Here is a 19,949-nt window from a genome sequence, read left to right on the forward strand (position 1 = left end):
GTCGTGCGTTTTTTGGGGCTACTGAGGGAGTGAGGCTGCCATGAGTATCCTCGATCAACCGACTCGACAGCTCTCCGCTTCGGCTCGTACGCGCTTGGAACACGAGGAACTGTCCCTCGTCCAGCGCCGTGCCGAACTTATCGTCGAGCAGAGCCAGGCCGAGACAGGGGGCGACCTGATCGACCAGGCATCGGTGTTCGCTCAGCAGATCGAAATCGAGAAGGTCGACAACAAGCTGGCCCACATCCGCGAGCTCCTCGCGTCGACGACCGTCGCCTGTGGCGCAGCCGACGGTTCCGTGGCGGTCGGCTCGGTCGTGACTCTCCGGTTCAACGACGGAAGCACGGAGACCTACCAAGTCGGCTTGATCGAGGAACAGGACGCCGACGTCGTGGCGCTGACGCCGACCAGCCCGCTGGGGCAGGCGCTGATCGGCCACCGCAAGGGCGAGGCGATCACCTACGCCGCGCCGGCGGGCGAGCTGACGGTCGAGATCGTGAACGTGGCGGCTGCATAACAGACCTCTTTCCGGCCCGAGTGGCCGGAGCTCGACACGGGTCTCGGGCGCGTGCCTCACTTGGGCGCGCGCCCGACCGTATTCTCTGGACACCGGAGCGATCACGCGCCGGCCTGGCGCTCGCTGATTCTCCGCGCGCTGTCCACAGATCCGCGCCTTCCACACCGCGTCTTTTCGCGCGCCTTCATGCTGCCACGGCCCAGCCGGCCGAAAATGTCCGGCGGCTTGCACCGCATTGGCCTGGTTCGCCGGAATGATCACCGGATCCAGCTGGCTTCACGGGAACGTCGAACGCACGTGATCTTTCCCCCGAGTTCACCTACTGCTCCGTACAGCCGCCGGTTCCCCACAGAGCGCTGTGGACAACAATCCGGTTTTGGTTGCCGCGCCGTACGATCAAGTCCAAATCTGGCCACGAATCCATAGCAAAAACGGCCAAATCCCCTGCATATTCGTACGTTCGGCGGAAGTTTTCCACAGCTTGGCGCACTTCCGCTGTTAAGCGGCACCAAAAAGAAGCAGAATCACGTACAGATGCGGGGGTGTGACCCACCGGCTATACCCGAAGGAGCCAGCGCATGTCCGATGTGCTCGGCCTCGATCGGCAAATGCACGAGGCCTACCGCGTACTACTGGACCAGCGGGAATGCACGACTGCCGAGGTAGCCGACCGGCTTGGAATCTCCCGGCCGGTCGCCGAGCAGACCCTGCAGCGATTGGCGGCTGCGGGCCTGGTGACTCCTGCGCGACCGAGCGGCACCATCAGCCCTGCCGGCAACGCCGCCAGCAACGGCAGCCATAGCACCACCACGAGCAACCCTGTTACCTCCATCAGCCCGGGCAACACCAACGGCTCGACCCACGACGTTGTGGCGCTCACCCCTGTCGATCCACGCCGGACCCTGGGTCCCCTGCTCGCCCGGAAACAAGCACAGATCGCCGCCCAGCAGCAGGAGCTCGCTCGTGCGCACGAGGCGGTACAAGCGTTGGCATCGGCTTATTCGACCCAGGTACGCGATGAACCCGACGAACGCCCAGGCAAACCAGACGTGTCCCGTGGCATGAGCGCCGTGCGTTCACGGGTTGAGGAACTTTTCGCCTCGGCGACCAGCACAGTGGTGTGCGTCCTCGCCGAAGGCACCAGAGGGGTCGCGCTCGACATCCGGGCGGAGGCCATTCAGCAGACCTTGGATCGCGGTGTTGCGGTGAAGTTGTTGATGGCTCGCGGGCTGGTGTCGGATCCCGTTGTGCTCAACCAGATTCGTTGGCTGCAGTCGGTGGGTGGTCTGGCCCGCACGGCTACGTTGATGCCGCCGCCGATGATGGTGGTCGACGGCACGATCGCGCTGGTGCCTGCTGACGGCCAGACCGCGACCGCGCTGGTCGTACGCAACCGGGCGATGGCCCGGGCGTTGTCCTCCTTGTTCGAACACGTCTGGGGGCATGCGCGGGCGGCGAGCACGATGCCGGCCGCCAGCGCGACGCCGCTGGCCGAGGCACAGATAGTCGAACGCGAGCCCTCCCCCGCCGAGCTCGACCTGCTTCGCCTGCTCGGCAAGGGCATGACCGACGCGTCCGCGGCGCGGCACCTCGGGGTTTCGTTGCGGACCGTACGCCGGATGATGGCCGAACTGATGGGACGGCTCGACGCGCGTAGCCGTTTCGAGGCCGGCATCCGGGCCGCCGAGCACGGCTGGGTCGGCGCGGCCCGGCAACTGGCCAACGGGTCCGGCATGACGGCGGGCAAGCTGCCGCCTGGTCCGGGCCGCCGAAGATTGGTCGCTGGCTAGGCACGAGGTCTCTCTCTTCCGCGCGGCGGCGGCGCGGGCGCGCGGGCTCGCCGCCGCTTCGGGACGGCGAGCTTGTGCGTGGCCTCTACCCGTGGGCTGCGAGCCCGCAAGCTCCACCTGACGTTTCTTGCTCTTCGCTTCGTTCCAAGGGAGCCGGCGCCTTGAGGGCGCTAGGCTCCGGCCTGTGGACGCTTCCAGGCCACCCAGCCGCTGGCTGGTGATCGTCGCCTTCGCCCTGGTCGGCGCGGCGACGCAGCTGCTGTGGCTGACGTTCGCTCCGGTGACGACGGTCGCCGCCCGGCACTACGGCGTCACCGAGAACGCGATCGGCTGGCTGGCGAACGTCTTCCCGCTCGTGGCGGTCGTGCTGTCCATACCCGCCGGACTGTTCCTCGACCGCTGGTTCCGGGTGGCCCTGATCCTTGGCGCCGGGCTGACTGCGTTCGGCGGCCTGCTGCGACTGGCCGGGGACTCGTACCTGTGGCTGCTCGCCGGCCAGACGATCGTCGCGGTGGGCCAGCCGCTTGTCCTGAACGCGATCACAGGCGTGACGGGACGCTACCTTCGCGCGGAGAACCGGCCGGTGGGGATCTCGGTGGCCACCGCCAGCACGTTCGCGGGGATGGTGGGCGCGTTCGGGCTGGCGGCGGTCTTCTCGACCGAGCGCTCACTCGGAACGCTGAACGCGGTGAGCGCGTGGTATGCCGTGCTGGCCTTCGCCGTACTCCTCGTGGCGCTCCGCCGGCCGGGTGCGCAGCCCCATGCCGCGCCGGCGACCGGGCTCGGCGCGCTGCGTTCGGCCTGGAGCGACCCGTTCCTGCGGCGCCTGTGCGCGTTGGTGTTCATGCCGTTCGGCGTGTCGGTCGCGATGATGACCTACAGCCAGCCGCTGCTCTCCCCCGCCGGCGTCGGCGTCGACACGGCGTCGTTGATGCTGGTCTTCCAGGTGGTCGCCGGCGTGCTCGGCTGCCTGATCGTGCCGGTGTGGGCGAGCCGCCTGCGCCGCGAGGTCGTCTTCCTGTTGCTGGCCGGCTCGCTGAGCGCGCTCTGCTGCGCGTTGCTGGCCGTGGCACCGGGCGTCGGCACCGGCTTCGTCGCGCTGACGGTGGTGGGCCTGGCCCTGCTGCCCGCCCTGCCGATCGTGCTGGAACTGGCCGAACGCCGTACCGAAGTCGCCGAAGGCACGGCCGCGGCCCTGATCTGGCTCGCCGGCCAACTCGGCGGCGTCCTGCTGACCACCGTGGTCGGCTTCCTGGTCGGCCTGCCGGCGGTCGCGTTCGGGTTGATGGCGCTGGCCACCGCCACCGCGGTGCCGATCGCCGTCTCCCTCCGCACCCCGATCCGCGAGCTGTCACCGCTGCGCTCACGCTGACCTCAGCGCGCCTTACTCCGTTGGGATCTCGGCGTTGGAGTAGTAGACGTTGGAGAACGGGAACTCGGTGGTCGTCCAGTGGCGGAGGGCGTTGTAGAGCGTGGCGTAATGGCCGCGGGCGTACGCGTCGGGCGTTACCCACCAGCTGGCGTCGACGTCGTACTTCACGAGGTCCTCGGTGAGCGGCTGGCGCCTGCCCATGGGATAGAGGTAGCAGCAGCCGAGGTACTGGCCGGCGTCGTCGTAGACGGCGTAGGTGAAGGAGTCGCCTTCGCGGAACTCGCACTCGTGCCAGACGAGATCGACGTAGTTGAAGTCCTCGGTCACGGGCTCGGTCGGCCAGCGGCCGCCGCGCGTACGGCGGATCAGCTCGAGGCTGGCGTTGATGCCCGTCACGTCGTCGTGGAGGTGGTGGCGGGTGAGCGCGTGCGCGCGGATGTCCTCGTACGACAGCGATGCCGGCGCGCTCCATCCGGGCGGCAGGGGGATGCGCTTGACGAGTCCTCGGTAGTCCATTCGCCCATGCTGGCAGCCGATCGGCGGGCTGGGACGGCTTAGAACAAGGTCAGCTGCACGCGGTCGCTTCTGACCAACGAGCCGAGCGTGACGCCCAGCCGATCGAGCTCCTGCGGAACCGGCTCGGCCTCGAGCAGCTCCTCAGCCACGGCCAGGCACTCGGCCCGATCGTTGGTCGGATCCAGCAGCCGGCGCCGCCTGGTGCGCTCGGTTCCGGTGACGGGAGTGAGTACGAGGGCGAGCGTTCCGGCGGCCAGGCCGGCGTGCTGGGCCCGGGTGCACACGCGTTCCACGCAGCTGTGGACGAGTTGCAGGGGCGTCCGGTCGTCGCGGGCATAGCCGGAGACGGAGCCTTCGGCGCGAAACGTGGTGCGCCGGGCGACGGCGCGTACGGTCGCGTCGTCGGTGCCCGCGGCCATCTGCCTGAGCCGCCGGGCCATGGTGGTGCCGCACAACAACCGCAACTCGGTATCGGAGAGCGTTTCCAGGTCGGCGAGGTGCGAGACGCCGTAGCGTCGCAGCCGCTCCGACGTACGCCCGCCGACGCCCCACAGGTCGCCGATGGGAGTGGTACGGCGCAGGTGGTGCTCGCGCTCGGTGTCGATCACGGCCAGGCCATCGGGCTTGGCACCGCGGGAGCCGAGCTTGGCCATCAGCTTCGTCCTGCCTACGCCAACCGTCACCGCGAGCGCGAGCTCGTCGTGAGCCCGGCGGCGCAGCTCCCGGGCAGCCTGCTCGGCCTCGCCCCAGCTCATGGCCGAGACGTCGAGGAACGCCTCCTCCATCGACCCCGGCTCGACAGCGGCCGCGAGGCTCTCGAACAAGTCGAACAGCTCTTCACTCGCCTGCTCCACGGCCGCCTGCGGCACCTCGACCAGCCGCAGCCCGGGACACCGGGCCAACGCCTCCTCGACATACATCCCGCCGTGAACGCCGTAGGCCCGCGCCGGATAGCTCGGACACGCCACCACAACGTGCGCCGCCACGGCGAACGGCAGCCCAGCCAGCTCCGGACACTGCCGCGCCGCGACCGAGGCGAAGAAGGCGTCCGCATCGGCATGAATCACTGGACCCGCCGACATGATCCTATCGTACACATGTTCGACTACGCCCAATCGGCCACACCAGGCCTTCCTTTGGGGCACCCACCCACGGACGCAACCCGCCAGTTTCCCGACTCGAGCAGAAAGTTAAGCCATCACTTGACCTTTTGCCGAGCCATGCCTATGGTTAAGTGCATGCTTAACCATGAGTCGGCCGCCGCGGATCGGGTGTTTCACGCGCTTGCCGAAGCCAATCGGCGGGCGATCATCGAACGCCTGACCCGCGGGCCGGCCACGGTGAGCGAGCTGGCGCGCCTGCTCGGCGTGACGGTCGCGGCCACGGTGCAGCACCTGCAGGTGCTGCAGGCGAGCGAGCTGGTCCGGTCGGAGAAGGCCGGGCGCGTTCGTACCTGCCAGATCGATCCAGCCGGCCTGCGGCGCGCCGAGCAGTGGCTGCATCTCCAGCGAACGACGTGGGAGCACCGGCTCGATCGCCTCGGCGACGTCCTCGGCGAGAGCGCGGGCGACCACACCACACCTTCAGACCAAGAGGAGCCCAGATCATGACCGACCGTTCGGTGAAACACAGCACGTTCACCCTCGAGCGCACCTACGCCGCCTCCCCCGCGCAGGTGTTCGCGGCGTGGGCCGATCGCGATACGAAGGCGAAGTGGTTCGCGGCCAACGACGCCGCCTACACCCTCGACTTCCGCGTCGGCGGCACCGAGGCCGCCCACGGACGCACCGACGACGGGGCCGAAATCGTCGCCGAGTCGGTCTACCACGACATCGTCAAGGACGAGCGCATCGTCTACACCACCCTGCTGACCGGCCGCGGCATCCTGTCGACCGTGTCGGCGACCACCGTCGAGCTCGTCCCCGACGGCACCGGCACGCGCCTGGTCCTCACCGAGCAGGACACCTTCCTCGACGACCAGGAACAGCCCGAGTGGCGCCGGCAAGGCACCGGCGACTGGCTGGACGCGCTCGGCCGCGAGCTCGGGCGGTCCTGATGACCACGCCGAACCCGAACGCCGAAGCCGAGATCCGCGAGCTGTTCGAGGCCCGCACCCGGGCGGTCGCCGCCAAGGACGCCGCCACGCTGACCGCCGCGAACGACGCGAACATCGTGGTGTTCGACGCCGTCGCCCCGTTCGTTCATCGTGGCGCGGAGACGGCGGCTCGAAAGCAGGAGTGGTTCGCGGCGTACCGCACCGGCATCGGCCACGAGATCCGCGACCTCGAGGTCACCGCGGCCGACGACCTCGCGTTCTGCCACTTCCTGGTACGGATCAGCGGCACCATGCTCGACGGCACCGTCGTCGGCATGTGGGTGCGCGCGACCAGCTGTCTCCGCAAGCTCGGCGACGGCTGGAGGATCGTCCACGAGCACGCCTCCGTGCCCTTCGACGCCGAGACCGGCAAAGCAGTGCTGACCGGCGACCTGTGATCCAGGTGGGACTGACCCAGGTCCAAGGTGTCCTCGACGAGCTCGTCGACACCGGAGCCGAAGCCGCCTTGCAGGTTGCCGTCTACCACCAGGGTGCACTTGTCGTCGACGCCGTTGCCGGCGTCGCCGACCGTCAGACCGGGCGCCGCGCGACCCCGGAGACCCCGTTCTTCAGCTTCTCCACGGGCAAGGCGATGACGTCGCTGATCGCTCACCTTCTTGTCAGGACCGGAGCGGTCGGATACGACACGCCTGTGGTCGATCTGTGGCCGGAGTTCGGTGCCCACGGCAAGGCGGCAGCGACGCTTCGACACGTGCTCACGCACACGGTCGGCGTACCGGCGATGCCTCGCGGCATCGGCCCCGCCGACCTGAGCGACTGGTCGCGGGTATGCGCCGCGATCGCCGACGCCGAACCACGGTGGCGACCCGGCACCAAGACGGGATACCACTCCTACACCTTCGGTTTCCTCGTCGGCGAGATCGCACGCCGGGCCACCGGCAAGCCGATGCGGCAACTCCTCCACGAGTGGGTCGGCGTGCCCCTGGGCATCGACGGTGAGCTGTACTTCGGCGTGCCCCGAGCCGACCTGCCCCGACTGGCGCGACTCGAAGACGCCGCACCGCCACCGGCCGCCCCACTTGACAGCGACGCCATGCTCGCGCCCTGGGAAATGGGGCCAACCGCTGCCATCGGCAACAGCCCCGACATCCTGCAGGCCGACATCCCGTCGGTCGGCACGTTCACCGCGCGGGGAATCGCCGCCATGAACGCCGCGGTACTCGACGGCCGGCTCATCGACTCGCACCAGCTCGCGGAGATGACAGCGGTGGCCTTCGAAGGCACCGACCAGGTCTTCGGAAACCATGCGCGGCTGGCCCTGGGCTACCCACTCGGCCGGATCGGCGCTCCGCCGGACGAAACACCCACCGCCTTCGGCTGGGTCGGCGGTGGCGGCAGCTACGTCTATGCCGACACCACCACCGGCACCTCCTTCGCGATGACCAAGAGCCGTCTCACGACCCACTTCGACACAGCACAACAACTCGCAGACCTGACCACAGCGGAGTTCACCTCGCCCAGAACGAGTGACACATGACCCGTCTGGTCGCGAGCTCCGACAGCCGCGTTCAGGCGGCGTAGCGCAGCACTGCCGCCGCGTCGCCCTGGCCGGGAACGTCGTCGCGGCGGACGGCGGCGACAGTGCCTCCGGCAAGCCATACCCGCCGGGCGATCTCGTCGACAACGCCGTACGTGGACGCGTCGTGCGCCTTGGCGAGCCGAACCGCACCGGTGTCGTCGTCGACGATTCCGGGACGGCGCTGTCGATGTCGACGCACACCGTGTCAACAGCGCCTTGCGTGGCGAGCCGGGCGATCTCCGCGATGTCCGTCGCCGTCCTGCCCTGCGCCGCCCGCTGCTCGAACAGCTCGTGCAGCCCGCGCACGCGATCGGCGTTGACCTGATCGATGACCTCCCGCGCGGCCGACGCCAGCTCGCGGTCGCTGAGCGCTTCCGGACTCCCGGCGACAATCTGCTCCGCCAGGTCCGGATACGTGCTGAGCGCACGGAACGTACTCACCAGCGGCCTCGACCCGGCCAGGACGAGCGGCACGTGCGCGGGCGGGAGTACGCCTCGCAACGCCTGCTCGATCTTCCTGGCGTACTGGCGGATCCGTACCTTCTGACCTTCGCTCCCCTGCAGCCGCCGGCGTACGGAGTCGCATCAGCCGGTCGACCTGATCGGTGGTCGGAATGTCCGTGTGTTGCCCAGTCATCCGACCTCCTCGACAGCATGACCACGGCACGCACCGTTCCTACGAAGGCTGCTACCCAGCCGTGGGTCGCACGAATCTGTACGCCTACCGGGCTTGCGGACCGAGCAGGCCGTCAGGCACGCGCTCGATCCGCGTCCAGCCTTTCCAGCCCCGTTCCTCCAGGATCGCCACGAGCCGTTCGGCGAGCGGGGAGGACTCGACCATGGTCTTGTCCAGCAGGTCGACGAACTGGTCGTCGAGACCGTCCTCGGCACCCGCCTCGCCGGCCTCCACGGCGCGGATCGCCAGGCGTTCCACGACGTCGACGATCTCGACGACTCGCGGATCGTCGACCGGCCAGTCGAACGCCTGGCTGGCCAGGCGATAGAGCGTCAGGATGTCCGGATCGGCCAGGTCCCTGTGCTTCTGGGCGATGATCGCCTCGAGCCCTTGTGACGACTGGGCGGCGACCATGATCCAGGCGTCGCGTTCCAGCTCGATCAGCCGCTCGTCGATGCCGAGCCCGCGCAGCCGGTCGAGGTAGTCCACGACGTACTGCGGGAGCGCCAGCTGCTCTCCGGCGGCGAGCCGGGCGATCCGTTTCCGGTTGCCCTGCAGCCGCCGGATCTCCACGCGCAGCTTCTTGTCGATCTCCTGGACGGCACGGGCGAACTCCTCCGGGCCGGCGTCGAGGAGCTCCTGCACTCTGCCCAGCGGCACGCCGGCCTCGGCGAGGGTGTGAATCCGGATCAGCCGAACGACGGCGGCTGCGTTGTAGGTGCGGTAGCCGGAGCGGTCGCGGTCGGGCTCCGGCAGCAGCCCGATGTGGTGGTAGTGGCGTACTGCCCGAACCGTCACCCCGGCGTGCCTGGCCAGCTGGCTGATGGTGAGCATGGATCTCAGTATGGATCTCTGGCTGCCTCAGGCGACCTTCCGGCGGTAGCGGATCATCGCGAAGACGTACGCCACAACGAGGATCGCGGCGCACCACGCGAGCGCGATCCAGCTGTCGTCGCCTGCCGGCTGCTCGGCGAACAGGTCACGGATCGTGTCGACGATCGATGTCACCGGCTGGTTCTCGGCGAACCAGCGCACCGGCCCCGGCATGGTCGCGGTGGGCACGAACGCGGAGCTCAGGAACGGCAGGAAGATGAGCGGGTACGCGAACGCGCCTCCGCCTTCCGCCGTCTTCGCCGACAACCCGGCGATCACGGCGATCCAGGTCAGAGCCAGCGTGAACAGCAGCAGGATGCCCGCGATCGCGAGCCATGCCAGCACGCCGGCTCCCGAGCGGAAGCCCATCAGCAGGGCGACGCCCACCACGAGCACGAGCGAGAGCAGGTTGGCCACCAGCGAGGTCAGCACGTGCGCCCACAGCACGCCCGACCGGGCGATCGGCATCGAATGGAACCGCTCGAAGATCCCGCTGTTCAGGTCCGTGAACAGCCGCAGCGCTGTGTAGGCGATGCCCGACGCGATCGTGATCAGCAGGATGCCGGGCAGCATGTAGTTCACGTACGACCCTGTGCCCGCGCCGGTGTCGATCGCGCCGCCGAACACGTAGACGAACATCAGCATCATGGCGATCGGCGTGATCACGGTGGTGAGGATGGTGTCGATGCTGCGGGTGACGTGGCGGAGGGTCCGGCCGGTGAGTACGGCGGTGTCGCTGAGGAGATGCGTGGTCATCGTCGGTTCCCCTCCTGGCTCCCGGCCTGGCTCGTGGCCTTGCGACCGACGAGCGCCAGGAAGATCTCCTCCAGCGTCGGCTGCTTCTCGACGTACTCGACCTTGGCGGGCGGAAGGAGCTGCTTGAGCTCGTCGAGCGTGCCGTTCACCAGGATCCGGCCCTCGTGCAGGATCGCGATCCGGTCGGCGAGCTGCTCGGCCTCGTCGAGGTACTGCGTGGTGAGCAGCACCGTCGTTCCCTGCCCGGCGAGCTGTCTGATTGTCTGCCAGACCTCGAGCCGTGCCTCGGGATCGAGCCCGGCCGTCGGCTCGTCCAGGAAGACCACCGGCGGGTTCCCGATCAGGCTCATCGCGATGTCGAGGCGGCGGCGCATTCCACCTGAGTACGTCGACACCTTCCGCGAGCCGGCGTCAGTCAGCGCGAACCGTTCCAGCAGCTCGCCGGCGATCCGGCCAGGGCCTGCGAGATGCCGCAGCCGGGCGACGAGCACGAGGTTCTCCCGCCCACTCAGGATCTCGTCGACTGCGGTGAACTGCCCGGTCAGGCTGATCGATTCCCGCACGTTCGCCGCCTGCGCCGCGACGTCGAACCCGTTGACGCCGGCGGTGCCGGCGTCCGGCTTGAGCAGCGTGGCCAGGATCCTCACGACCGTGGTCTTGCCCGCGCCGTTCGAGCCCAGCAGGGCGAAGATGCTGCCGCGTGCCACGTCGAAGTCCACGCCGCGCAACACGTCGAGCTTTCCGTACGACTTCTCGAGACCCTGTACGCGAATCGCCGGTTCCGCCATCGACTGGGCCGTCATGAGCGGACCTGCCCGTCGGGATCGCTGCTTGATTTCTCGGTCAACACAGTCACCTGCCTCCTCCTGCGGTAAGGATGAGGCGTTGACCCTGCGTCAAGGTCAAGCCAGTGCGAGCGACGTTGGACCGAGCAGGCCGGACCGAAAGTCCATAGGGGCCCGGGTCCCGGCAGGAATACCGTTCCTGGTGTGGGCTTGATGGTCGCCACCACGGCCGGGTCGGATCTCTCCTCGGTCCTGGGACTGGTCAAGCCCACACCAGGAACGGTCCTCGCCGAGCCGACGTCCAGCTTTTGAGCAGGAGGGGTGAGCTGGAAGCAACTCGGCGAGGTATCACCTCCGCGGCTCCTGGGAGAGCCCGTGCAGTTCTGCACGTAGTTCCGGATCCGACATCACCAGATAGACCAGCCCGCAGTCCTGCGGCCCGGTCGCGCCCGGCTGGCACAAGGTGCACGCGTCGCCAGGCCGGATCGGGCACTTCGGCTCGGGAGCCTTGCGGGCCTCAGCCATCTGGATCCTCTCGAACATCGGTTGCCGAACGTCCGGCTAACCGGCCAACGCGGTCGCGAACAGGACGATGCCGAGCGACCCCACCAGCGCGAACATGGCGGCGCCGCGCGAGAGTCCGGTACGTCCCTTGCTGCTGGCCAGTCCGTGCACTGCCGAGGCGGCCATCACGGCTGCGAACAGTGACAGCTTCAGCGCCAGTAAGCGTCCGTAGCCGGGCTGGGTGAGCGCCGGCCAGGTCACGCCCTCCCGCCAGGCGAGCGCGATGCCGGTGGCGATCTGAACCGGCAGGAAGACCGCCATGGTGGCCTTGGCGAACCGGCGGCCGACGGCACCGATCAGTGCCTTCAAGGGCTCGGCGGCCAGCGTCCGCCGGGCGATCGGGAGCAGGACGAACGAGACCGTGACCTGCCCGCCGATCCAGAACGTCGCTCCGGCCACGTGCAGGAAGCGGACCAGTGCCCAGCCGGTCATGGCCCCACCGTCACCAGGCCGTGAGCACCCGCTTCGGCGTGCCGCAGGTCGTGGTCGACGAACGGGTAGTGCCCTGCCTCCGGGAACTCGGCCTCGACGAAGCCTCCCTGTGCGGGCGCGAGATCGAGGACCTGCGCTCCGCCACCGCCATCGTCTCCAGCCGGGCGCAGCAGGTAGGCGCCCTCCTTGTACACGGTGTCGAAGACGGTTCCGACGACGTGGAACGCGGTCGTGGAGCCAGGTCCCGCGTCGACCACCCAGAACCGCACGCGCTCACCGGCGCGAGCGGTCAGAGGCGTTTCGTCGTACTGGCCCGTTCGGCCGTTGAACATCCAGCCGTCGGGCTGTCCGGAGCGGATCTTCGCCACCTGGCCCGGGCTGCCGGGCACCCCGCGGTAGAGCTCGCCGGCGACCATGACGTACTCCCGGTCCACCTTCGCCAGTCCAGGCGGGTCGATGATGACGGCGCCGTACATGCCGTTGGCCAGGTGCTGCGAGATCGGCGCGGTCGAGCAGTGGTACAGCCAGGCGCCGGCTCGGGTGGCGCGGAAGGTGTAGGTGAGCCGCTCGCCCGGGTCGATGGTGCGCATCGGCTGGTCGGGGGCGAGCGCCCCGGCGTGGAAGTCGATGCCGTGCCCGATGCTGCCAGCGTTGACGAGCGTGACGACGAACGTGTCGCCGATCCGGCCGCGCAGGGTCGGACCGGGCAGCGTTCCGTTGTACATCCACATCCGCTGGGTCACGCCTGGCGCGACCTCCAGCGTCGTTTCCCGCACGCGGATCTCCACCCGGTGCGTCCGCGCGGTGGTTGCGGGCGGCAGGACGGGGTTACGGGCGGGTGTCCGGCCCGGCTCGGCGTCCCGACCGGCCTCGGTGGATCCGTGCGAGTGGCTGTGCTCTGGCTGGCCTGGCTCCTCGGCCGCGGCGGCCGCTGCCGTGACCTGGATGGTGAGCGTCATTCCGGCCGCGCGGTGCCCGGCGACGGTGCACCAGCCCTGCACTTTGTCCTCGAGCACGTCGGTACGTACCGTCGCGGTCTCACCGGTCCCGAGCAGGCGAGTGCGCTGTCCGGTCGCGAGCCGCAGGTCGTGCCGTTGCGCGTCCTGGTTGACGATTCGCAGCAGCAGCCGGCTGCCGGCGGGTGCGGCGATGGTGGCGGGTTCGACCCGCATGCCGCGTAGCGTGATGTCGACCGGCCGGGCCGCACCACCGCTGCTCACCGCATCGGTCGGTGGAACGGTCAGGGCGGCGGCCACGAGGATGGCCACAACGCCGATCAGCGCACCGGCCACCGCGGGAGCGGAGTTGCCGGCCACGCGCTCCACCAGGGTCAGCCCGGCCAGCCCGGCGAACGTGGCCAGCGCCGCCAGCAGGAGCACCCAGCCGACGGTCGGCACGGGCTCGGGCAACGGCAGCAGAGCCAGCACGATGCCGACGTTGACGGCGGCGAACCGGAGCCGCCAGGCCCGGCCGAACCGCGCGTGCAGCCGTTTCGCCTCCGCCGGCCCGCCGCCGAGCACGACAGGGAGCAGATGGGTCAGTGAGCCGACCAGGACCTGGCCGACGAAGCCGGCGAGCAGCGGCGCGTATACCAGCGAGAAGCGCGCGGCCGCGCCGGTCAAGAGGAGTACCGCGTCCAGCGCCAGCGCGATCAGCAGCCAGCATGCCGCGGCGACGAACGCCGAGCCGGCAGCGCTCTTCGGCAACCGCTCGACGGCGTCGCGGAGCAGGCCGGACAGCGACCAGATCGCACCTGCGCCGTACGACAGCACCCCGGCCGCCGCGACCAGCGAGCTGCCGGCGAGCAGGCCCGCGACCGCGACCGCAAGAGAGCCACCCGTCGCCGCGAGCTTCCACCTCGTGAACCGGATGGGCCGCATCGTGGTGCCGAGCACGGTCGGGCCCAGCACGTACAACGTTCCCAGGACACTGAGCCCGACCCAGCCGAGCAGGTTCAGGTGAGCGTGCGCCAGATGAACGCCGTCGTGCCAGGCCGGCGGCACGAGTCCGGTCGCCAGCAGGCCACCGAGCGAGCCCCCGGCCAGCACTGCCACGCACGCCGCGACGTACCACCACGCCAGCCGGCCGAAGCGGGTCGGCAGCGCGCGGCGGATCGTCCGGACCAACCCGCCCGTATGCCAGCCGATCGCCGCGACAACGAGCACCGCCCCGCCGCCTGCCAGCGCTCGCCCGCCTGCGGCCGTCCCGGCCAGGACGCCGACGGTGCCGACGGTGAGCAGCCCGAGCCTGGCGTAGGCGTACCGGAGATCCGGATCGGGAGCATGCGACAGGGCACGGGTGAAGTGGTCGCTCCAGACCACGATCGCGCTGGTAACGGCGCCGAGCAGGAAAAGGTGCAGCGCGAGCCAGCCAGGCAACCCCAGCCTGCCATGGAGGGCGGCCGCGAGCCCGGCCAAGCCCAACCAGGCGACAACCACCCCATTGGCGGCGACGTGCCAACGGGCACGGGCGGACCAGGAGCGGGCAGGATCAGCGGGCATGGCCGGCATCGAGGAGGAGGTCGGTAGCACGTCAACCACCCTCCGGACTCCGTCCGCCCGCGGAAAGGGTCCGGTGGTCCTTCGCGATAGTGCGGCCTTCCCCTATCGCGGCTGGGACCCTCGGAGGGCGGGGTAGGAAAATCGTGAGGCGGTGTCGGATCGGGCTGGTGCCGTTCGTAGGGAAGGTGGAGGGTGTCCGCCAACGGGCGACCCGGCAAAGGAGAAGACATGACGGAGTACGCCATCTACTTCAACCAGCAGTGGGTGGGCGACCACCCCGCGGAGTGGTACGGCAGCCGCGCGCCGCTCGCCATGGCGGTCGTGAACGAGATGAAGGCCGCAGGTGTGTACGTGTTCGCCGGAGGGCTGGAGGAGGAGCTCGACACCGCCATCGCCGCCGACGCGACCAGCGGCACCTTGCTGTTCACCGACGGCCCGTACGTCGAGACCAAGGAGTTCCTGGGCGGAATCACCGTAATCGACGTACCCGACGACGAGGCCGCCAAGCTGTGGGCCGGCAAAGTCGCCGAAGCGTGCGGCTGGCCTCAGGAGGTCCGCCGATTCAAGCCCCAGCCCAAAACCCAGTGACGAGGCGGTAACCCGTCACCGAACCCAGGCGGACCAGCAACCGGCGGTGCCGAGGAGCGACGGCAGAACAGCCGTCGCTCCTCGGCTCTCCACTGCCTGGGGTGAGGCGTCCCCCGGCGGCCATGTCACACGAGCCACTCGCTTCGAGCTGGGCTCCTTGCGGATCGCCCGCCAGCCGCGTTCTGGCGCGGGCGACGTTGTGCGCTTGCTCAGTTCAAGCTGGCACCAATCTTCGCTTTCGTGGGCGCTATGCCGAGGGTGCGCGGGCCGAAGGCGATTGCTCCGGCTGTCGTGACACCGCTGTTGGCGCCCTTCAGTATGTGAACCAGGCCTTCGCCGGCGTTCTCACCGACGCTGCCGATGGCCACTTCGGCTCGGCGGTCCCGGTTCAGGTCGGTAACGGCGAGCGTGCTGCCGAACCGGTCACCGGCCTCGCCGGTCGCCGGAACGCCAGCGGTGTTCTGGGTGAAGCTGACGGCTCGGGCTGGGTCGAACATGCCGCTTCCGCCACGCACGACGGTGACCATGCCCGCGTCGACAAGCTTCCCGACATCCTCTCCAGGCGACCCGATCACCAGGTCGGGGATGCCATCGCCGTTGACGTCGCCGGTGGCGATCGCCATGCCGAAGTCGTCGCCCTCCTCACGAGTGCCGGGCATACCCGGTGTGTCCTGGTCGATTCGCGACATCGCGACCAGGCCTCCCTTGTCGCCCCAGACGACGGTGACAATGCCGTAGGCGACAGGAGTGCCCAGGACCACCTCGCCGAACCCGTTACCGTTCAGGTCGGCGATGGCCACCGGGCCCTCGGTCTCCCAGTAGCCGGCGACACCACGTTCGACCTGAGCTGGCTGCGGAAACAGGCCACGCGGCCCACCGAAGTAGGTCACGAGCGACGGCAGCGCGTGGAATTCGTCCCACACGAACGTCCGTACGACGAGGTCCGGGTAGCCATCCCCGTTGAGGTTGCCCGTGGCCACCGGGCCCCAGCCGCCCATCTCTCCTTCGAGCTCGACGTATCGCGCGTTGTCCGCGGTGAGCCCACGCCTGCCGTACAGCACCGCTGGTGCTTCGCCCTCGTACCCGAGCGTGCCCAGAACGAGGTCGGCCGCGCCGTCGGCATTGAAGTCCGCCGAGGCCAAGGTCGACGTCAGCCCACGCATGACCACCTCGAAGCCACGAGCCAGACCGGCCGGGCTGCCGAAGAGCAGTACCACCCGTTGCCCTCCGGCCGTGGTCAGCGCGAGGTCGGCGTAGCTGTCGGCGTCGAAGTCGCCGCTGACGAGTTGCCGACCGAGCTCTTCTCCGCCTCGCGGGCCAGGCGGAACCCATGCCGTCGAACGATCGAAGTGCTGCAGGCGTCCGAGGGTGGGCCCGTTGGCAGCGCCGTAGAGCACGCCGACCGCGCCCGCGGAGTCCTCCTCCATGACGAAGGCACCGGGCGCCCCGATCGCCAGGTCACCGAACCCGTCGCCGTCGAAGCCGCCGGCTGAGCCAAACGGCGCGGCGCTCGCAGACGATGCGAATGTCGCGCCCAGCAACGCCACGATCCCCGCACCGGCGACGAGGATCCGGCCAGACCAGTTGAACATCCTCCCTCCCTGACCGAGTGCTTTCGGCTCGGTATACAGGCAATCCTGTGCCGCGGGGGTCACCGAGCCCAGAGTCGGCAGACCATCACCTCGTGGCTGAAGAGCCTCGCTTTTCCCGCCTGGACGCTGTACGCCGAGGCCGTCCGCTACCCGCTCTCCCAGGGAACACCACGGGTCGCGAGGTAGGTGCGGATCTGGGCTGCGTGCATCTGGAGATGGACCAGGCCAGTCACGAGCATCTCCCCGACCGGCGTTCCCCGGTGGCGGTGCGAGTCGGCGACGGGCTCGGCTGCTCGGTCGTCGGTCAGGTCGGCGAAGACCTCGTCGACCTTGCGCCGGCAGTGGGCGACGTACTCCAGCAACTGCTCGCGGGAGTAGGTCGGCGGCACCACGTCCACGTCCTCGTCGTGCGGCGACAACGGTGGTCGCGGCACCCAGTCTTGTTCCATCGCCGACAGGTCGGCGTCGGTGAAGAACAGGATGTGCGACGCGGTACGCCACACCGCACCCTGGGCACGCCGCTTGCCCTCAGCCACCGCCTCGTCCTCGAACGGCCGCCCGTCCGGGTCGATCGGTGTCCACGCAGCCGGATCGGCTGGATCGATCGGATACAAGCTCTCCTCCCACAGCTCGTCCGGACAGGTCCGGATCGCGATGGCCAGGTCGTCGAGGATCGCTCCATACTGCGCTGCGATCGAGGTGAGCCAGATCGTTGCCATTGCCGCACCCTACAAACGGGCACCGACACCCCAGCCGCCCTTCGTTCGACTCTCCGCCGAGCTCCCGCCGCATGACGTTGCCGGGCGCCGCTAGAAATCGATGCGCATGACGACGCGCCTGAGGGTGGGCCTGCTCACCTCGACCAAGCCGGCGGCGGCGAAGACGCCGGGAGTGCCGAAATGCGCGATCTCGGTGGTGTGGGGATAGCCCTCCAGGGCACGGGCGCCGCGTTCCCGGGCGAAGCCGACGGCGGCCCGGGCGAGGGCCCGGCTGATGCCGCGGCGCCGAAACCCGCCCGGGTAAGGATGCACGTCACAGCCCAGACGCTGGCATCGGCCTTGTCCTCGGTCCGGCCGACCCACGGGGTGGGACACTGGCTCAGCAAGCGCGGGTTGGCAGATCGCGGGTTCACCGCGCACCAGCCGACCGGCTCACCGTCGAGGTAGGCGACCAGGCCGGTCGTCACCCCCGACTCGGGCTGTCCGCAGGCGGTCTGCTCCCGGAGCCGGGGCGCGAGCTCGGCCGCTCCAACCGTGCTCACACAACGCTCCTTGGGCTGCATCTTGTACCGCTGGCACCAGCAGATGGACGAAGCGCCGCGTACGCCGAAGACGGCCTGCAGGTCGTCCCAGGTCGCCTCGTTCGCCGGGACGATCCTGAGCTGCTCGTCGGTGACCGGGCCCCCTCCGCGACCCTTGACGACGACTGCTCCGGCGCGTTCAACCGGTTTACCTTCCCTGCCACGAGGCTGGCGTCGAGCCTGTGTGTGGTGCTGTCCCTCCGCCGGTGCCGGTAGAGCCACGGTGAGGTGGATCGTGACGGTGTCACCGTCGGCCAGACCCATGGGCTTGCGCACCTGGTCCTTCACCGGGACGACGTACTGCCCGTCCCTGGGCCACAGCGACGTCGTCCACTCGGTGTCACCGATCCGAGCCTGAACCCGGATCATTCCCCGGTAATAGCTGACGCCAGAAGACACCGCCTTCAGCTCGAGGCTCGGCTTCTCTGGGACGGTGACGAAGTAGTACGGCGCCGGACCGCGCCACTGAAAGAGTTCGCCGCTGAACTCGACCTGCAGGCGGTCATTCCCCTCACCTGCTGCAACGCGGGCGTTCCGGGCCCTGGTTGTTTGCTTCTTCGGCATCTTGGCAGCTCCCAAAACCCCGGCGTACCAGTTGAAGTGTCGTACTCACCATTCAAGCGCTTTCTGCGCCACGAACGCGCGGGGACCGACCAGGCGCGCGTCGCCCAGTCTTCTACCCGATCACTCCGGACTCCGGTGTGCGGACGTCGTCCGCTGAGTGGACGCGGTGGCGGAGCTGTATCCAGGCCAGGATGCTGATGGTCAGCACCGCGACGGCAGCCGGCAGGGCCGCCAACCACCAGGGTGACTCGATGCTCGCGAGATCGACGCACACCGCGGTGAAGAGGGCGAGCAGGGGGACGAAGACGACCACGCAACGCCGGCCGCGTGCCGAGCTCAGTGAGAGGCCGCAGGCCGTGGCGCAGACGGCGATGAACGGGAGGATCTGAACGGCGATGTGGCCGGGCCCGGCGAGAAGCGGAAGTGCTTGTCCCCAAGCCATCGTGCCGGCCACGAGAGCGGTCCAGATCGCCAGCCTGCGGAGGCCGATGGTGATGATGCCGCGGCGGGGATTGGAGGCGACAGCTCCCGCCACTGCCGCGACCAAGGGCAGGAGCGCCCAGGCGTCGGTCAGGAGGTAGTCGATCGGCCGCATCGGCATATAGAAGCTGTAGGAGATGATGCCGAATCCGTGGCTGAGGTCCGAGCCGGGCTGCGCGGAGAGAGTCAGCCAGGGCAGGTACGAGGTTACGACGTAAGCGCTGAGCAGCACCGCGATCGGCACGGCGAGCAAGCGGATGCCGGCCAGGATGGCGAGGAGCAGGACGGCGGACAGGACGAGCGAGGCCACCGCGCGGATCCAGGTCGGGCCCTGGACACCGCGTACGACCGCGTCGGATCCGACGCGCAGCAGGAACAGCAGGGTGCTGACCACGCACACCACGGCGGCGGAGTCCCGCCAACGAGCCGTCGTTCCTCGCCCGAACGCACGGCGGGCGTGCAGGCGAAACGCGCCGCGGATGAGGTCAGCCCGTTCGCCGAGCGTGGGCCTGCGCTGACCGGGACGAGCGGCGGCAAGGAGAACGCCGAGCATGTCGTCTTCGTGGACGTCGCGGTGGTCCTGGGGATACCAGGCCAGCAGCCGGCGATAACGGATCTCCAGTGTGCTCATGCGTGTCCTCCCGCGGGTCCGAGGCGAAGCCTGCCCCTGGCCACTTTGGCGTGCCGGGCAAGTCGCTCAGCCGCTGTCTCCAACCGCGTGGCGCCGTGTCCGGTGAGCCGGTAGTAGCGCCTGACCCGGCCCTCGTGGATCTCCTCGCGGTCCCGTTCGATCAGTCCTTCATCGCCGAGCCGCTCCAGGGCGGCATACAGGGTGCCGGCGCGCAACCGGACGAGCCCGTCCGAGATGCGTTGAACGTCGGTGATCACGCCGTAGCCATGCTGCGGCCCGGCCGCCAGCGCGGTGAGGATCAGGAACGTGGGCTCCTGCATCGGACGCGTACTCATGTCATCAGCATATGCCGATGAACGTACTATTGTACAGAGGCG

Annotated in this window: 22 protein-coding genes and 1 pseudogene; 8 read left to right on the forward strand and 15 right to left on the reverse strand. The window is 69.1% G+C overall.

Annotation, left to right across the window (positions count from 1 at the left end; translation table 11 throughout):
• The first annotated feature begins 40 nt into the window (after positions 1-40).
• From ACYVF6_RS33055 to ACYVF6_RS33065, 3 genes are all read left to right on the forward strand, one after another.
• The gene (locus ACYVF6_RS33055) at positions 41-517 is read left to right on the forward strand and encodes a GreA/GreB family elongation factor (RefSeq protein ID WP_460526918.1); all 477 of its coding nucleotides are present in this window, start codon (positions 41-43) and stop codon (positions 515-517) included.
• A gap of 578 nt (positions 518-1,095) precedes the next feature.
• Positions 1,096-2,307, forward strand: a complete 1,212-nt coding sequence (locus ACYVF6_RS33060; protein WP_460526920.1) for a helix-turn-helix transcriptional regulator — start codon at positions 1,096-1,098, stop codon at positions 2,305-2,307.
• A 184-nt stretch (positions 2,308-2,491) separates the two neighbouring features.
• On the forward strand, positions 2,492-3,679 hold the full coding sequence (locus tag ACYVF6_RS33065) for an MFS transporter (RefSeq protein WP_460526922.1): 1,188 nt from the start codon (positions 2,492-2,494) through the stop codon (positions 3,677-3,679).
• 12 nt (positions 3,680-3,691) lie between these two features.
• Here the strand turns inward: ACYVF6_RS33065 and ACYVF6_RS33070 are convergent, their stop codons facing one another.
• Together ACYVF6_RS33070 and ACYVF6_RS33075 are read right to left on the reverse strand one after the other, a co-directional pair.
• A complete protein-coding gene (locus ACYVF6_RS33070) occupies positions 3,692-4,195 on the reverse strand; it encodes a GNAT family N-acetyltransferase (protein ID WP_460526924.1) in 504 nt (167 codons plus the stop codon).
• Positions 4,196-4,233: 38 nt separating this feature from the next.
• Positions 4,234-5,277: a DNA polymerase Y subunit UmuC family protein gene (locus tag ACYVF6_RS33075; RefSeq protein WP_460526926.1), complete on the reverse strand. Its 1,044-nt coding sequence runs from the start codon at positions 5,275-5,277 to the stop codon at positions 4,234-4,236.
• Positions 5,278-5,433: 156 nt separating this feature from the next.
• On the opposite strand from ACYVF6_RS33075, the gene ACYVF6_RS33080 reads away from it, so the two are divergent.
• Genes ACYVF6_RS33080 through ACYVF6_RS33095 form a run of 4 tightly spaced genes read left to right on the forward strand, consistent with a single transcriptional unit; the run spans position 5,434 to position 7,788 of the window.
• On the forward strand, positions 5,434-5,805 hold the full coding sequence (locus ACYVF6_RS33080; RefSeq protein WP_460526928.1) for an ArsR/SmtB family transcription factor: 372 nt from the start codon (positions 5,434-5,436) through the stop codon (positions 5,803-5,805).
• On the forward strand, positions 5,802-6,251 hold the full coding sequence (locus ACYVF6_RS33085; RefSeq protein WP_460526930.1) for an SRPBCC family protein: 450 nt from the start codon (positions 5,802-5,804) through the stop codon (positions 6,249-6,251). The genes ACYVF6_RS33080 and ACYVF6_RS33085 overlap by 4 nt, the downstream gene beginning before the upstream one ends.
• A complete protein-coding gene (locus tag ACYVF6_RS33090; protein WP_460526932.1) occupies positions 6,251-6,688 on the forward strand; it encodes a YybH family protein in 438 nt (145 codons plus the stop codon). Before ACYVF6_RS33085 ends, ACYVF6_RS33090 begins: the two co-directional genes overlap by 1 nt.
• Positions 6,689-6,693: 5 nt before the next feature.
• Positions 6,694-7,788 carry a serine hydrolase domain-containing protein gene (locus ACYVF6_RS33095; RefSeq protein WP_460526935.1) on the forward strand — a complete coding sequence of 365 codons (1,095 nt, stop codon included), beginning with the start codon at positions 6,694-6,696 and terminating at the stop codon, positions 7,786-7,788.
• Between the two features lie 31 nt (positions 7,789-7,819).
• Here ACYVF6_RS33095 and ACYVF6_RS33100 read toward each other — a convergent pair whose 3' ends face one another.
• From ACYVF6_RS33100 to ACYVF6_RS33135, 8 genes and pseudogenes are all read right to left on the reverse strand, one after another.
• Complete coding sequence (locus ACYVF6_RS33100) at positions 7,820-8,029, reverse strand: hypothetical protein (RefSeq protein WP_460526937.1); 210 nt, start codon at positions 8,027-8,029, stop codon at positions 7,820-7,822.
• Positions 8,030-8,103: 74 nt separating this feature from the next.
• Positions 8,104-8,394, reverse strand: a pseudogene (locus ACYVF6_RS33105) (baeRF11 domain-containing protein); the annotation flags it as partial.
• 157 nt (positions 8,395-8,551) lie between these two features.
• Positions 8,552-9,340 carry a MerR family transcriptional regulator gene (locus ACYVF6_RS33110; RefSeq protein WP_460526939.1) on the reverse strand — a complete coding sequence of 263 codons (789 nt, stop codon included), beginning with the start codon at positions 9,338-9,340 and terminating at the stop codon, positions 8,552-8,554.
• A 27-nt stretch (positions 9,341-9,367) separates the two neighbouring features.
• Entirely contained in the window at positions 9,368-10,135 is a 768-nt protein-coding gene (locus ACYVF6_RS33115) for an ABC transporter permease (RefSeq protein ID WP_460526941.1), read from the reverse strand.
• The gene (locus ACYVF6_RS33120) at positions 10,132-10,938 is read right to left on the reverse strand and encodes an ABC transporter ATP-binding protein (protein WP_460526943.1); all 807 of its coding nucleotides are present in this window, start codon (positions 10,936-10,938) and stop codon (positions 10,132-10,134) included. The genes ACYVF6_RS33115 and ACYVF6_RS33120 overlap by 4 nt, the downstream gene beginning before the upstream one ends.
• Positions 10,939-11,268: 330 nt before the next feature.
• Positions 11,269-11,445: a DUF6767 domain-containing protein gene (locus ACYVF6_RS33125; protein WP_460526945.1), complete on the reverse strand. Its 177-nt coding sequence runs from the start codon at positions 11,443-11,445 to the stop codon at positions 11,269-11,271.
• 36 nt (positions 11,446-11,481) lie between these two features.
• A complete protein-coding gene (locus ACYVF6_RS33130) occupies positions 11,482-11,916 on the reverse strand; it encodes a hypothetical protein (RefSeq protein ID WP_460526947.1) in 435 nt (144 codons plus the stop codon).
• On the reverse strand, positions 11,913-14,417 hold the full coding sequence (locus ACYVF6_RS33135) for a multicopper oxidase domain-containing protein (protein ID WP_460526949.1): 2,505 nt from the start codon (positions 14,415-14,417) through the stop codon (positions 11,913-11,915). Before ACYVF6_RS33135 ends, ACYVF6_RS33130 begins: the two co-directional genes overlap by 4 nt.
• 228 nt (positions 14,418-14,645) lie before the next feature.
• Here ACYVF6_RS33135 and ACYVF6_RS33140 point away from each other — a divergent pair, with 228 nt between their 5' ends.
• Positions 14,646-15,005, forward strand: coding sequence for a YciI family protein (locus ACYVF6_RS33140; protein ID WP_460526951.1), 360 nt, complete (start codon positions 14,646-14,648; stop codon positions 15,003-15,005).
• 209 nt (positions 15,006-15,214) lie between these two features.
• Here ACYVF6_RS33140 and ACYVF6_RS33145 read toward each other — a convergent pair whose 3' ends face one another.
• From ACYVF6_RS33145 to ACYVF6_RS33165, 5 genes are all read right to left on the reverse strand, one after another.
• The gene (locus ACYVF6_RS33145; RefSeq protein WP_460526953.1) at positions 15,215-16,597 is read right to left on the reverse strand and encodes an FG-GAP and VCBS repeat-containing protein; all 1,383 of its coding nucleotides are present in this window, start codon (positions 16,595-16,597) and stop codon (positions 15,215-15,217) included.
• A 146-nt stretch (positions 16,598-16,743) separates the two neighbouring features.
• Positions 16,744-17,316, reverse strand: a complete 573-nt coding sequence (locus ACYVF6_RS33150; RefSeq protein WP_460526955.1) for a DinB family protein — start codon at positions 17,314-17,316, stop codon at positions 16,744-16,746.
• 134 nt (positions 17,317-17,450) lie between these two features.
• Entirely contained in the window at positions 17,451-18,461 is a 1,011-nt protein-coding gene (locus ACYVF6_RS33155; protein WP_460526957.1) for a DUF1905 domain-containing protein, read from the reverse strand.
• A 112-nt stretch (positions 18,462-18,573) separates the two neighbouring features.
• Complete coding sequence (locus tag ACYVF6_RS33160) at positions 18,574-19,572, reverse strand: hypothetical protein (protein ID WP_460526959.1); 999 nt, start codon at positions 19,570-19,572, stop codon at positions 18,574-18,576.
• Positions 19,569-19,907, reverse strand: coding sequence for a PadR family transcriptional regulator (locus tag ACYVF6_RS33165; RefSeq protein ID WP_460526961.1), 339 nt, complete (start codon positions 19,905-19,907; stop codon positions 19,569-19,571). Before ACYVF6_RS33165 ends, ACYVF6_RS33160 begins: the two co-directional genes overlap by 4 nt.
• Positions 19,908-19,949: the final 42 nt, after the last annotated feature.

The sequence above is a fragment of the Flindersiella endophytica genome (assembly GCF_054779015.1).

Coding starts and splice junctions, on each gene's coding strand:
- ACYVF6_RS33055 (WP_460526918.1), top strand. CDS start 41: ATGAGTATCCTCGATCAACCGACTCGACAGCTCTCCGCTTCGGCTCGT.
- ACYVF6_RS33060 (WP_460526920.1), top strand. CDS start 1,096: ATGTCCGATGTGCTCGGCCTCGATCGGCAAATGCACGAGGCCTACCGC.
- ACYVF6_RS33070 (WP_460526924.1), bottom strand. CDS start 4,195: ATGGACTACCGAGGACTCGTCAAGCGCATCCCCCTGCCGCCCGGATGG.
- ACYVF6_RS33075 (WP_460526926.1), bottom strand. CDS start 5,277: ATGTCGGCGGGTCCAGTGATTCATGCCGATGCGGACGCCTTCTTCGCC.
- ACYVF6_RS33080 (WP_460526928.1), top strand. CDS start 5,434: ATGCTTAACCATGAGTCGGCCGCCGCGGATCGGGTGTTTCACGCGCTT.
- ACYVF6_RS33085 (WP_460526930.1), top strand. CDS start 5,802: ATGACCGACCGTTCGGTGAAACACAGCACGTTCACCCTCGAGCGCACC.
- ACYVF6_RS33090 (WP_460526932.1), top strand. CDS start 6,251: ATGACCACGCCGAACCCGAACGCCGAAGCCGAGATCCGCGAGCTGTTC.
- ACYVF6_RS33110 (WP_460526939.1), bottom strand. CDS start 9,340: ATGCTCACCATCAGCCAGCTGGCCAGGCACGCCGGGGTGACGGTTCGG.
- ACYVF6_RS33115 (WP_460526941.1), bottom strand. CDS start 10,135: ATGACCACGCATCTCCTCAGCGACACCGCCGTACTCACCGGCCGGACC.
- ACYVF6_RS33120 (WP_460526943.1), bottom strand. CDS start 10,938: ATGACGGCCCAGTCGATGGCGGAACCGGCGATTCGCGTACAGGGTCTC.
- ACYVF6_RS33125 (WP_460526945.1), bottom strand. CDS start 11,445: ATGGCTGAGGCCCGCAAGGCTCCCGAGCCGAAGTGCCCGATCCGGCCT.
- ACYVF6_RS33130 (WP_460526947.1), bottom strand. CDS start 11,916: ATGACCGGCTGGGCACTGGTCCGCTTCCTGCACGTGGCCGGAGCGACG.
- ACYVF6_RS33135 (WP_460526949.1), bottom strand. CDS start 14,417: ATGCCCGCTGATCCTGCCCGCTCCTGGTCCGCCCGTGCCCGTTGGCAC.
- ACYVF6_RS33140 (WP_460526951.1), top strand. CDS start 14,646: ATGACGGAGTACGCCATCTACTTCAACCAGCAGTGGGTGGGCGACCAC.
- ACYVF6_RS33145 (WP_460526953.1), bottom strand. CDS start 16,597: ATGTTCAACTGGTCTGGCCGGATCCTCGTCGCCGGTGCGGGGATCGTG.
- ACYVF6_RS33150 (WP_460526955.1), bottom strand. CDS start 17,316: ATGGCAACGATCTGGCTCACCTCGATCGCAGCGCAGTATGGAGCGATC.
- ACYVF6_RS33155 (WP_460526957.1), bottom strand. CDS start 18,461: ATGCCGAAGAAGCAAACAACCAGGGCCCGGAACGCCCGCGTTGCAGCA.
- ACYVF6_RS33160 (WP_460526959.1), bottom strand. CDS start 19,572: ATGAGCACACTGGAGATCCGTTATCGCCGGCTGCTGGCCTGGTATCCC.
- ACYVF6_RS33165 (WP_460526961.1), bottom strand. CDS start 19,907: ATGAGTACGCGTCCGATGCAGGAGCCCACGTTCCTGATCCTCACCGCG.